This is a genomic window from Pseudomonas sp. S12(2018) (assembly GCF_024355235.1).
Taxonomy (GTDB): Bacteria; Pseudomonadota; Gammaproteobacteria; order Pseudomonadales; family Pseudomonadaceae; genus Aquipseudomonas; species Aquipseudomonas palmensis.
In genome coordinates this window covers 670,530-683,260 of the sequence record NZ_QLAD01000003.1, presented here as the reverse complement: position 1 = coordinate 683,260, position 12,731 = coordinate 670,530, and the positions used below count along the sequence as shown (strand labels likewise).

Genomic DNA, 12,731 nt, shown 5'->3' with positions numbered 1-12,731 from the left:
GGGCTGCAGCATTGTCCGATGGTCAGGGTTTACCGACACACGCCTAATCGGGGTCCCTTGAGTACCGGATCTGCCAGGAGGCCGTATGCGCCTAGTTTCGCAACTGCTCCAACGTCTCAGACAAAAAGGCCTGCGTCGCGCCTTGCGCCCGCTGTGGCAACGCCACGTGTTCCAGCACTGGCAACTGGTGTGGCTGGACCGCGACCCGTTGGCCAGGGTGCCTCGACAACGCACCCGCCCCTGCCCTCCCGTGCGGCTCGTCCAGATCACCCCGAGCAATACCGACGCGTTCGCGCGCCATTTCCCCGGCCAGTTGCAGGCCATGAACGACCTTGCACGCGAAGGCCACACCGGCCACATGTACCTGGACGAAGCCGGTGACGCGGTGGCGATGGTGTGGGCCAGCACCCGTGACTATCACGACCGGCACTACTACGGCTGCACCTTCCCGGTACAGCCCGGCGAATACTTCCAGTTCGCCGGCGAAGTCGAGCGCGCCTACTTCGGCACCGGCCTGTCCACGCGGGTACAGACCGAGCTGTGGGAGGCCATGCTCGCCAAAGGCTGCACGCGCATCGTGGTGGTGGTGGCGCTGGACAACGCACAGGCAGTCAAGATGCACCTGCACCTGGACTACCACGAACAGGGTCGCATCACCCACGCGTACAGGTTCTTCGGGCGCTGGTACTTCTCCCGCGTGACCCACTACAGCGGCTCGCGCCTGGCCCACCTGGCCCCGCGGGCCAGACGCAAGGCCGACAGCGAGCCGGCGCCGCAGTTGCACGACACCGACGCCTGAGCGCCTACGCCCCGGGTTGCAAGGTCATGCAGCGCGCATGACCTTCAGCTTACCGGGGCTGTAGAGAAGGCCGATGGCATGCAACTGCCGGTGGACGCCTAATCGGAGCTCCTGGAATAGAACCTGTCGGAGTTCTCATGCAATTGATCGAAATCGCCCACCAGCGCATCAGACAAAAAGGCTTGCTGCGTGCGCTTCGCCCGCTGTGGCGCCGCTACATCTTCTCGCACTGGCAACTGGTGTGGTTGCAGCGCAGCCCCCTTGCGCCCGTCGCCGCGCAACGCAGGCGCACCTGCCCGCCAGTGCACCTGGTAGTGATAACACCCCACAATACCGAGGCCTTCAGCCGTTACTTCCCTGGCCAGGTGCAGGCCATGACCGACCTCGCCGAACAGGGCCACACCGGCCACATGTACGTGGACAGCCACGGCAACGCGGTGGCGATGGTGTGGGCCAGCACCCGCGATTACCACGACCGCCATTACTACGGCTGCACCTTCCCGGTGCAGCCGGGCGAATACTTCCAGTTTGCCGGGGAAGTCGACCGCGCCTACTTCGGTACGGGCCTGTCGACCCAGGCCCAGCTTGACCTGTGGTCCGCCATGCTGGCCAAGGGGTGTACGCGCATCGTCAATGTGGTGGCGCTGGACAACGTGCAGGCGGTGAAGATGCACCTGCAGCTGGATTATCAGGAACAGGGTCGCATCACCCACGCCTACAGAGTGTTCGGTTGCTGGCGGTTCTCGCGCACCACCCACTACAGCGGCAAGCGCCTCGCTCACCTGGCGCCGCGGGCCCGGCCACGGGCCCCTGACACCTTCATCGCCTGAGCAGAACCGCGCCTTGATTCAGGCGCCATTAAATCGTCAAAAAAGCGTCAGACCTTTCCGATCAACTGCTCTATGCCGGTAACCTCCGGTGTAGAGCGGTTCACCCTTGTTACACATATTTTGAAACAACCGCTGCGATGGCTTTTTGACACGCCGTCAAAACGCTGGGCTATACCATGAAAAAGATTTCATCAAACCCACCGTTTCATCCGCCCTATCCGGCAAGGAGGCACCATGGGTGCTTTGCAGAACGTGCGCGACAAGATCAGAAGAAAAGGCCTGCGCCGCGTCGCCAGAACCCTCTGGGAACGCCATGTGTTCTATCACTGGGAACTGCTGTGGATGGAGCGCGACCTGGTCAGTGCGGTACCGCCGCACAACCTGCGACCGCACAAGCCGGTGCGCCTGGTGACCATCACCGAGGACAACGCCGTCGCCTTTGCCCGCCACTTCGGCGACCGTGTGCAAACCATGGCCGAGCTTGCCCGCGAAGGCCACACCGGGCACATGTACCTGGACGATGCCGACAATGCGGTGGCGTTCATCTGGGGCAGCAAGCGCGACTACCTGGACCGTCACTATTACGGCTGCACCTTCCCGGTCAAGGAGGGCGAGTTCTTCGAGTTCGGCGGCGAGATGACCCCGTCGTACTTCGGCACCAGGCTGTCGGTGGATGCCCAGGTCAACCTGTGGGCGGCCATGCAGGCCCAGGGCTGCAACAAGGTGGTGGACGTGGTCGAGACGCACAACGTACCGGCCATGAAGCTGCACCTGCGCATGGGTTATCACGAACAGGGGCGCGTGGCGCACGTGTACTGCCTGTTCGGGCGCTGGAAGTTCTTCCGCGAGACCACCTACAGCGGTTCACGCCTGGAACAGCTGCGCAAGCCGCGGGCAGTCAAGACAGCCGCCGCACCGGCATGAACCTGGCAGCCCCTGCGCCCGCGCTGCGGGTGCAGGGGCCTGCTCGACACTCCTGCTCAACCCCGCATCTACCCGCCCTGCGCGGCGCTTGACCGTACCTGGAGCGCATGCAAGCATCCGCCGGCCATGACGCCCACGAATGCAGTTCAGAGACGAATGCCCCGGGATGAAGATTCCATTGCAGATCCACGCATTGAAGACGCTCGCCTGGCAGGCCGGGTGCTGCACGGAACGACGATGGCGCGAGAGAGTCTAGGCATTGGCATTACCAATGCCTGCTCACTGCCGACATGAGACCCCGACCATGAATGCCCCCGCCTCCCCTGCGCCCGAAACCGGCCGCTGCCAACGCCTCAAGGCCGCCAGCCGCCGCGAGCACGACAGTGTCGATACGCTGGTGCTGGGCGTTCGACCGTTCGAGAGCCGCGAGCGCTATGCATTGTTTCTGCAGGTGCAGCACCGCTTTCATGGCAGCCTTCAAGCCTTGTATGGCGATGCGCAGTTGAACCGCACATTGCCCGGGCTGGCGGCGCTGTCGCGGTTCGAGGCAGTGCAGGCCGACCTGCGCGACCTTGGCCTGCCGGTGCCCGGTGTACCGGCCCCTGTGCAGCTGTCTGCGCCAGCTGAAGCACTGGGCTGGCTGTACTGCAGCGAGGGCTCGAACCTGGGGGCGGCGTTTCTGTTCAAGCAAACCCAGCAACTGGGGCTGGACGCGCAGCGTGGCGCCCGGCATCTGGCGCCGCACCCGGACGGGCGTACGCTGCAGTGGCGCCAGTTCGTGGGGTTGATCGATGCACTGGTGCTGAGTGAGGAACAGGAGCGCCAGGCGGTGGATGGGGCGCTGGCGGCGTTCGAGTTCTATCGCAGCAGCGTGCGCGACATTTTCGGCTGAGGCCTGTAGCGACGTCTTCGCCGGCTCCTGCAGGAGTCACGATGATCCTGCAGGAGCCGGCCTTGCCGGCGATCGAGTGCGCAGCGCTCGCTAACCCTGCTCGGTCATCGCCTGCGGCTGATGCTCGATACGCGCCCGCTTGCGGTAGAACGCGATGCCCAGGATCAACGCCGTCACCGCCGCCGTCATCAAGGTCTCGTAGCGGTAGTCGGGGCTGAACAGCATGTAGCCCAGCACCAGCGAAATCACCACGATCACCAGCCAGGTCAGCCACGGGAACAGCCACATCTTGAACGCCAGCTCGGTGCCCTCGCGCTCGACGATGGCACGCATGCGCAGCTGCGACACGGCAATCACCAGGTACACCAGCAGCGCGATGGCCCCGGTGGTCGACAGCAGGAAGCCGAACACCTTGCCCGGGAAGGCGAAGTTCACGAAGCAACCGACAAACCCGGCCAGGGTCGACAACAGCACCGCCACGGTGGGCACGCCACTGCCGGAAATACGCTTGGTCAGCGGGTGCGCCTCACCCCGTGCGCCCAGCGAATAGAGCATGCGCGAAGCGGTATACAGCCCCGAGTTCATGCAACTGGTCACCGCCACCAGTACCACCACGTCGATCAGGAACTTGGCGCCCGGCACGTTGAGGATTTCCAGCGCGCGCTGGAACGAACCCACCTGCAGCAGGCGCGGGTCATTCCACGGCACCAGCGCGACGATGAAGAAGATCGAGAACACGTAGAAGATCGCGATGCGGTACACCACCAGGTTGGTGGCGCGGCGGATCTTGTCTTTCGGGTTGGCGGTTTCGTCGGCGGCAATGGTGACGATCTCGGCACCGAAGAACGAGAAGATGGTCACCAGCACGCCGGCCAGCACGGCGCCGAAGCCGTTGGGCATGAAGCCGCCATTGGACCACAGGTTCTCGACGCCCGAGGTCTGCGCCAGCGGCCATACACCGCTCACCCCCATCAGGCACACCACCAAAAAGCCGATGATCGCCACCACCTTGACCAGGGCGAACCAGTACTCGAACTTGCCGAAATTCTTCACGCTGATCAGGTTGCTGCACGACAGCACGATCATGATCAGGAAGGCAAAGGCCCAGGACGGCACGTCGGGGTACCAGGCGTGCAGGATATCGGCACCGGCGATTGCCTCGACCGGAATGATCAGTACCCAGAACCACCAGTACAGCCAGCCGATGGTGAAGCCTGCCCATGGCCCGATGGCCCGCCCGGCGTAGGTGGAGAACGAGCCGCTGTTGGGGTCGGCGATGGCCATTTCGCCGAGCATGCGCATCACCAGCAGCACCAGCAGGCCGGTAATCATGTAGGAGATGAGGATGGCCGGACCGGCCTTGGCGATGGCGTTGGACGAACCGATGAACAAACCGGCGCCGATGATGCCGGCGATGGAGATCATCGAGACCTGACGCGAGGTCAGGCCGTGCTTGAGCGAGCGTTGCGGTTTTTCTTGTAGGGACGACATGGTTGCCTCTCTGGCCAATGCCTGCTGCACCTGGTTGCGCGATGACCGCGCAGGTCAGGCCAAGGTCTTCATGGAAAGTGTGCGGCAGCAGAAATGTAAGGAGCCGTTATTGTTTTTTGGGCATCAAACGTAATGTAACGGGTACTGATCGGCCTCTTTTCGATAAGTTTCGGACGCACTTTTCCCGGTCCCTCGGGGCATCGAAACTAGCAGTTGAAATGATTGACGCAGGTCAGTATTAATCTGCGAACAGGCTGCTTACAAACGACCTTTTATCACCACATGATTCCTCCATGGAATGAACTCAGTCCTTTTCATCTGCCCGGTGCCCTCGATGTCCAAGCGTTTGATGCCCTCCACCACCACCCTGCAATGCTTCGAAGCGGCGGCCCGCCACCTGAGCTTCACCCGCGCCGCGCAGGAGCTGCACCTGACCCAGAGCGCGGTGAGCAAGCAGGTGGCGCAACTCGAGGAAATGCTCTGCCACAACCTGTTCCAGCGCGTGCGCCGGCGCCTGCACCTGACCCCTGCAGGCTCGCTGTACCTGGCCGAGGTGAACAAGATCCTCACCCAGCTGGACATCTCCAGCCGCTACATCCTGACCTACGGCGGCGAGACCCAGGTGCTGACCGTGGCCACCCAGCCCACCTTCGGCGCACGCTGGCTGGTGCCCAACCTGCACGGTTTCAGCCGGCAGCACCCGAACATCCATCTGGACATCAAGAGCGAGCTGGAACCCTTCGACCTGCTCAACAACAAGGCCGACATCGCGTTTTTCTTCGGCCAGGGCACCTGGCCGGGGGCCACCTGCATCGAGCTGTTCCATGAAGAGGTGGTGCCGGTGTGTCACCCCGAGCTGATCGCGGCAGCGCTGCCACGCAGCGCCGAAGACCTCGCCCACCACCCGTTGCTGCAATGCACCTCGCGCCCGGAGGCCTGGCACGAGTGGTTCCTGCAGCAGGACCTGCAGTCCCAGCACAGCTACCACGGGCCGCGTTTCGACACCTTCTACCTGTGCATCCGCGCGGCCCAGGCCGGCTGCGGCATCGCCCTGGTGCCACGCTACCTGGTGGCCGAAGAACTGGCCGAGGGCAAGCTGGTGGTGGCCTGGGCGCACACCATGCCCAGCGAGGGCGCGCACTTCATCGCCCATGCCGAGCATGCGGCGCAGGTGCCGAAGGTGAAGGCGTTCGTCGAGTGGATACAGGGCAGGATCACGATTTGACGGAATGATTGCTCGACTTTATTTCGCTTGTGGCGTTTGCCGGATGTTGGCTTAGATATATAAAAACTTCCGTCACCCAGGTACTTGCCCATGACGCACGAAACAATCAGCCGATCTCTTTCCATTGTGCATCCCATTACACTTTCACACGGGCGCAATGCCCAGGTGTGGGATACCGATGGCAAGCACTACATCGACTTCGTGGGCGGTATCGGCGTACTCAACCTGGGGCATTGCAACCCGGCGATCGTCAGCGCCATCCAGCACCAGGCCACGCAACTGACCCATGCGGCGTTCAACGCCGTTCCGCACGGGCCCTATGTGCAGTTCATGCAACGCCTGGAGGCGTTCGTGCCACTGAGCTACCCGATGGCAGGCATGCTCACCAACAGTGGCGCCGAGGCGGCGGAGAACGCCTTGAAAGTGGCCCGCGCCGCCACCGGGCGTACGGCGGTGGTGGCCTTCGATGGCGGCTTCCACGGACGTACCCTGGCCACGCTCAACCTCAATGGCAAGGTGGCACCCTACAAGCAGAAGGTCGGCGTGCTGCCCGGCCCGGTGTTCCACCTGCCCTACCCCAGCGCCGACAACGGCGTGACCGGCGAGCAGGCGATGCAGGCGCTGGAGCGCCTGTTCAGCGTCGAGATCGACGTCAACGAAGTGGCCTGCTTCATCTTCGAGCCGGTGCAGGGCGAAGCCGGCTTCCTGGCAATGGACCCCACCTTTGCCCAGGCCCTGCGCACGTTCTGCGATGCACACGGCATCCTGATCATCATCGACGAGATCCAGTCGGGCTTTGGCCGCACCGGCCAGCGCTTCGGCTTCCCGCGGCTGGGCATCGAGCCGGATCTGCTGCTGTTGGGCAAGAGCATTGCCGGCGGCGTGCCGCTGGGCGCGGTGGTAGGCCGGCGCGAGCTGATGGCCAGCCTGCCCAAGGGTGGCCTGGGCGGCACCTATTCGGGCAACCCGCTGGCCTGTGCGGCAGGGTTGGCGACCCTGGAACTGATGAGCGATGCCAACCTGGCGACCTGGGGCGAGTTGCAGGAGCGCGCCATCGTCGGGCGGTATGAAGCGTGGAAGGCCCGCGGGTTGACGCCGTACCTCGGGCGCCTGACCGGTGTGGGCGCCATGCGCGGCATCGAGCTGGTCACGCCACAAGGCAAGCCGGCCACGGCACAACTGGCCGAGGTGCTGGAGAAGGCACGCGCGGCCGGGCTGCTGCTGATGCCGGCGGGCAAGGCGCGGCACATCATCAGGTTGCTGGCGCCATTGACCGCCGAGGCAGACGTGCTGGAGCGCGGGCTGGATATCCTGGAGCGCTGCCTGGCAGAACTGTCATGAGCAAGTGCTTTTGCCCAGCGCAATCAGGCTTTATCCTGCATCGTTTCGCACGCTGGCCCTGGGAGTTCCAATGTACATCGATGTACCGCGCCGCCTGGTGTTCTTCGACAAGGACGACACCGTTCGCCCGCCCTGCCTCGTGCAGTACCATCCCGACACCGGCACCCTGAGCCGGCCGACTTTCGCCCAGCCCGACGACAGCGTGTGGGACATCGCACGCGACCAACGCCGCATCGCGCTGAGCGGGGTCAAGTGGCTGGTGGTGCGCGGGGCCAGCCGCTCGCGGCTGAACCTTGTGCACGACGGCGCGCCGCTGCATGCAACCCAGAACCTGCTGTCGTACTGGGCACGCTTCGACCCCAGCGCCCGCTACGCGCTGGTCAGCGTGGCCAATGGCAAGAAACGCCCGGTGATCATCGACCTGGACAGCGGTGAACACAGCGACCCTGTGGAGCGTGACGTGGACGCCAGGTTCGGCAGCATCGACCCGCTGCAGGGCAGGCTCTGGGCCCCCGACGAGCGTGCCCGCAATGGCGTATTGACGGTCGATTGCGCCAGCGGCGAAGTCGGCAGGGTCAGCGTGCCGCTGGAGGCAAAGGTGCGCAGCCTGCGCTTTTCCCGCGACGGGCAGTACCTGTTCGTGACCGGGGAAAACAACCGGCTGTTGTGCTGCGACCGCGAGGGCGCAACGGTATGGACCAAGGACGTCAGTGCGTATGGCCATGTCGGCTCGGGCCGGATCCTGTTCAACGAATCCGGCAGCCACCTGTGCCTGCCGACCTCGCCCACCGACAGCTCCACGCTCGCCGGCGATCTCATCATCGCAACCGCCACCGGCCATACCGAGACCACCATCATGCCCAAGGCGCGACTGGCCGCTGACTGGTTTGGCGACCACGTGCTGAGCCATCGTGGCGAGGTGGTGGACTTCTTCACCGGCGCCATCGTGGCCAAGCTGGACCTGGCCAGCCCCTGCTGATCGTCACCTGACCCGCCCCTTCAACGGCCCCCGCCGCCCCGTGTGCTAGCGTCTATGGGTGGCCTGCGCCTTGCGCACGGCCACGCCCATAAGAAATCAAGACCTGACCGACTGATGACGGGTGAGCCATGCAACTGCGAATCAACCAGACGACCTACGAGGTCGATGCTGACGCGGACACGCCCCTGCTGTGGGTGATCCGCGATGACCTGGGCCTGACCGGTACCAAGTACGGCTGCGGCCTGGCCCAGTGCGGCGCCTGCTCGGTGCTGGTGGACGGCGTCGTGGTGCGTGCCTGCGTGACCCCGGTGGCCGGCGTGGTGGGACGCGAAATCACCACCATCGAAGCCGTGGAGGCCGACGCCGTGGGCAAGCGCGTGGTCAGCGCCTGGGTCAAGCACCAGGTGGCCCAGTGCGGTTACTGCCAGTCGGGCCAGGTGATGGCGGCCACTGCCCTGCTCAAGCACTCCCCGCACCCGAGCGATGCCCAGATTGCTGCCGCGATGGTCAACCTGTGCCGTTGCGGCACCTACAACGCCATCCATGCCGCCGTGCACGACGTGGCCGCCGCGCAGGAGAACGCCTGATGAACGACAGCCTGCGCGTTACCGGCGTGGCCCAGCCCTTCCCTGTGGGCGAGCCGGTCAATATCTCGCGCCGCAGCTTCTTGCTGGCAAGCGCCGGCACGGCAGTGGGCGCACTGGTGCTGGGCTTCGGCCTGCCCCTGGGACTGAGCCGTGTGCAGGCCGCCACGGGCAACGCAGCGGCGCCCGGCACCCAGGTGCCGGCCTTCCTGGAGATCCGCCCGGACGGCCGCATCCGCCTGCTCAGCCCGTTCATGGAGGGCGGCCAGGGTATCTTCACGGCCATGGCGCAGATCGTGGGCGAAGAGCTCGATGCCGACCCCGCCACCTTTTTGATCGACAGCGCACCGCCCGGCGAGCAGTACGTGGTGATGGACAATGGCATGCGTATCACCGGCGGCAGCATGTCGGTGCGCACCAGCTACCCGACCATGCGCCGCCTCGGCGCCCTGGCCCGCGCCATGCTGCTGCAGGCCGCTGCCGAGCGCCTGGGCGTGCCGGTGGGCGACCTGAGCACCGAGCCCGGCCGGGTGATACACGCCGCGTCGGGGCGCACGCTGGGCTATGGCGAACTGGCAGCCCAGGCCATGGACCTGCCCGTGCCAGACCCTGCCAGCGTGACGCTGCGCGACCCCAGCCAGTTCCGCTGGATCGGCAAGCCGGTGCAACGGGTGGACGCCTATGACAAGTCCACCGGCAAGGCCGTGTACAGCATCGACGTGAAGGTCGACGGCATGCTGCATGCCGCGGTGCAGCATGCACCGCGCCTGGGCATGCGCGTGGGCGAGCTGCGCAACGAGGCGCAGGTGAAAGCCATGAAGGGCGTGCATTCGGTGCATCGGCTGCCCGGTGCGGTGGCCGTGGTGGCCGAGCGCTGGTGGCACGCCAAGCGCGCGGTGGAGGCCGTGCAGGTGCAGTGGCTGGAGGCATCGGCCGACTCGAAGGTGCGCCAGATGCCTGCGGACTTTTCCAGTGACGCCTTTCGCGACCAGTTGGCCGCGGCCACCGGCCCGGCCCGCGACGAGGAGAATGAAGGCGACTTCGGCAAAGCCTTTGCCGACGCCGCCACCCAGGTGGAGGCCACCTACCACAACCAGTTCCTCAACCATGCGCAGCTGGAGCCGCCTTCGGCCCTGGCGCGCTTCAACCCCGACGGCACGCTGGAGGTGTGGCTGCCCAACCAGGCGCCCGACATGTTCCGCGCCGACATGGCCAAGCGCACCGGCCTGGACCCGTCACAGATCACCCTGCACTCGCCGCTGCTGGGCGGCTTTTTCGGCCGCCACTTCCTGTACGACAGCGCCAACCCCTACCCTCAGGCGATCCTGCTGGCCAAGGCGGTCGGGCGCCCGGTCAAGCTGATCTGGAGCCGCGAAGAGGAGTTTCTGCGTGACGCGCTGCGCCCCATGGCCGTGGTCAAGTTCCGCGCCGCACTCGACGCCCAGGGCCTGCCGGTGGCCATCGAGGCAGTCAGCGCCACCGAAGGCCCCACCGAAGCCATCGCCGGCAAGCAGGGCGAGAAAATCGACCCCACGGCGCTCGAAGGGCTGTCGGGCAAGGCCTACGCCATCCCCAGCAAACGTATCGCCCAGGTCTATGTGAAAGGCCCGGCGATGCTCGGTTACTGGCGTTCGGTGGGCAACTCGCTGAATGACTTCTTCTATGAGGCGTTCCTCGATGAACTGGCCGACAAGGGCAAGCAGGACCCGTTCGAACTGCGCCTGCACCTGCTGCGCGATAACCAGCGCCTGACCAACCTGCTGCAGGCGGTGGGCGATCTGTCCGGTGGCTGGAAGCGTGGCCCGTTCACTGCCGAGGACGGCTCGCGGCGCGCTCGGGGTGTGGCCATGGCCTCGCCGTTCGGCTCGGAGGCGGCGGTGATCGCCGAGGTGTCCATCGAGCAGGGCCAGGTGAAGGTGCACGATATCTGGGAGGCCATCGACCCCGGCAGCATCGTCAACCCGGCGATCATCGAGGCGCAGGTCAATGGCGCGGTGTCGCTGGGGCTGTCGCAGGCACTGGTGGAGGAAGCGGTGTACGTGAACGGCCAGCCGCGCGCGCGCAACTATGACCTGTACCCGATCCTGTCGGCGCAGCGCATGGCGCGGGTGCATGTACGCATCGTCGAGAGCGGCGCGAAGATGGGCGGTATCGGCGAGCCGCCATTGCCGGCGGTGGCCCCGGCGGTGGCCAATGCGGTGGCGCACCTGACCGGCCAGCGCATCCGCAGCATGCCGCTGTCGCGCTACACCTTCAGCTAGGCCTCGATCAGGGACACCGCGCACATGACCAAGAGTCGACTCGCAACAACGCTGGGCTGTTTCGCGCTGCTTTGCCTCGTCATCGCAGCCGTGCTGGCCTGGTACGTGACCCGCACGCCGGCGTCGCCCTTCGCTGCCCAGGCCAGTGCCGCACCGCCAGACCCGGCCCTGGTGCAACGCGGCGAGTACGTGGCGCGGCTGGGCGACTGCGTGGCCTGCCACAGCCTGCCAGAGGCGGCGCCGTTTACCGGCGGGCTGAAGATGGCCACCCCGCTGGGCGCGATCTACGCCACCAACATCACCGCCGACCGCGCCACCGGCATCGGCGCCTACAGCCTGGCCGACTTCGACCGCGCCGTGCGCCATGGGGTGACCCCGGACGGTCGCCGGCTGTACCCGGCCATGCCCTACCCCTCGTACGCCAAGCTCAGTGACGACGATATCCGCGCGCTGTATGCCTTCTTCATGCACGGGGTGAGCCCGGCGGCGCAGGCCAACAAGCCCAGCGAAATCCCCTGGCCACTGAACCTGCGCTGGCCGATTGCGCTGTGGAACGGCCTGTTCACCGACCCCGCGCCCTACCCGGCCAAGCCGGACCAGGATGCGCAGTGGAACCGCGGCGCCTACATCGTGCAGGGGCCGGGCCACTGCGGCAGTTGCCATACGCCGCGCGGCCTGGCCTTCAACGAGAAGGGCCTGAGCGAGGCCAGCAAGACGTACCTGGCCGGCGGGCTGCTGGATGGCTGGTATGCGCCGAGCCTGCGCAACGACCCCAACACCGGGCTTGGGCGCTGGAACGAGGCGGATATCGTCAGCTTCCTCAAGCACGGGCGCAACCGGCACGCGGTGGTGTACGGCTCGATGACCGAGGCGTTCAACAATTCCACGCAGTTCATGAGCGACGAAGACCTGGGCGCGATCGCGCACTACCTCAAGTCGCTGCCCGGCGACCCCGGCCGCGACGGGCCGGCATGGCAGTACCAGGCGAGCGAGCTGTCGGCCGCATCCACGGCCCCCGGCGCCCACACCTACGTGAGCCGCTGCGCGACCTGCCATGGCCTGGACGGGCGCGGCCAGGCCGAGTGGATGCCACCCCTGGCCGGCGCCACCTCGGCGCTGGCCGGGGAGGACGCATCGGCCATCAACATCACCCTGAACGGCTCGCAGCGCATCGTCGCCGCGGGCGTGCCGGACGCCTACCGCATGCCGGCATTTCGCGAACAGCTGTCGGACCGGGAAATTGCCGAGGTGCTGAGTTTTGTGCGCAGCACCTGGGGCAATCACGGTGGCGCGGTAGAGGCCAAGGCGGTGGGCAAGCTGCGCGAGCACACCGGGCCGGCCAGCAGCAACCCGATCATCTTGCAGATGCGTTGAGCATCACTACCAGGAAGCCCCCATGCCATTG

Annotated in this window: 11 protein-coding genes; 10 read left to right on the top strand and 1 reads right to left on the bottom strand. The window is 65.8% G+C overall.

What is annotated here, in order from left to right; translation table 11 throughout:
* Positions 1 to 85: 85 nt before the first annotated feature.
* The 4 genes from DN388_RS10225 (at position 86) to DN388_RS10210 (ending at position 3,445) form a co-directional block, all read left to right on the top strand.
* Entirely contained in the window at positions 86 to 799 is a 714-nt protein-coding gene (locus DN388_RS10225) for a GNAT family N-acetyltransferase (protein ID WP_229589264.1), read from the top strand.
* A gap of 137 nt (positions 800 to 936) precedes the next feature.
* Positions 937 to 1,629, top strand: coding sequence for an N-acetyltransferase (locus tag DN388_RS10220; protein ID WP_254999467.1), 693 nt, complete (start codon positions 937 to 939; stop codon positions 1,627 to 1,629).
* A 234-nt stretch (positions 1,630 to 1,863) separates the two neighbouring features.
* Positions 1,864 to 2,553 carry a hypothetical protein gene (locus tag DN388_RS10215; protein ID WP_043862966.1) on the top strand — a complete coding sequence of 230 codons (690 nt, stop codon included), beginning with the start codon at positions 1,864 to 1,866 and terminating at the stop codon, positions 2,551 to 2,553.
* Positions 2,554 to 2,857: 304 nt separating this feature from the next.
* On the top strand, positions 2,858 to 3,445 hold the full coding sequence (locus tag DN388_RS10210) for a biliverdin-producing heme oxygenase (protein ID WP_254999464.1): 588 nt from the start codon (positions 2,858 to 2,860) through the stop codon (positions 3,443 to 3,445).
* A 90-nt stretch (positions 3,446 to 3,535) separates the two neighbouring features.
* Here DN388_RS10210 and DN388_RS10205 read toward each other — a convergent pair whose 3' ends face one another.
* Positions 3,536 to 4,936, bottom strand: a complete 1,401-nt coding sequence (locus DN388_RS10205) for an amino acid permease (protein ID WP_054915402.1) — start codon at positions 4,934 to 4,936, stop codon at positions 3,536 to 3,538.
* Positions 4,937 to 5,270: 334 nt separating this feature from the next.
* Here DN388_RS10205 and gcvA point away from each other — a divergent pair, with 334 nt between their 5' ends.
* The 6 genes from gcvA to DN388_RS10175 all read left to right on the top strand — a co-directional run bounded on the left by gcvA (position 5,271) and on the right by DN388_RS10175 (position 12,700).
* Positions 5,271 to 6,161, top strand: a complete 891-nt coding sequence (gene gcvA / locus DN388_RS10200; RefSeq protein ID WP_088515400.1) for a transcriptional regulator GcvA — start codon at positions 5,271 to 5,273, stop codon at positions 6,159 to 6,161.
* Between the two features lie 90 nt (positions 6,162 to 6,251).
* Entirely contained in the window at positions 6,252 to 7,502 is a 1,251-nt protein-coding gene (locus tag DN388_RS10195; RefSeq protein ID WP_054915403.1) for an aspartate aminotransferase family protein, read from the top strand.
* Positions 7,503 to 7,572: 70 nt separating this feature from the next.
* Positions 7,573 to 8,481 (top strand): YncE family protein, encoded by a 909-nt coding sequence (locus DN388_RS10190; RefSeq protein WP_254999460.1) that lies wholly within the window; start codon positions 7,573 to 7,575, stop codon positions 8,479 to 8,481.
* A 128-nt stretch (positions 8,482 to 8,609) separates the two neighbouring features.
* The gene (locus tag DN388_RS10185) at positions 8,610 to 9,068 is read left to right on the top strand and encodes a (2Fe-2S)-binding protein (RefSeq protein WP_254999459.1); all 459 of its coding nucleotides are present in this window, start codon (positions 8,610 to 8,612) and stop codon (positions 9,066 to 9,068) included.
* Positions 9,068 to 11,326, top strand: a complete 2,259-nt coding sequence (locus DN388_RS10180; protein WP_254999457.1) for a xanthine dehydrogenase family protein molybdopterin-binding subunit — start codon at positions 9,068 to 9,070, stop codon at positions 11,324 to 11,326. Before DN388_RS10185 ends, DN388_RS10180 begins: the two co-directional genes overlap by 1 nt.
* Positions 11,327 to 11,350: 24 nt before the next feature.
* Positions 11,351 to 12,700: a cytochrome c gene (locus DN388_RS10175; protein WP_123752488.1), complete on the top strand. Its 1,350-nt coding sequence runs from the start codon at positions 11,351 to 11,353 to the stop codon at positions 12,698 to 12,700.
* The last annotated feature ends 31 nt before the right edge of the window (positions 12,701 to 12,731 follow it).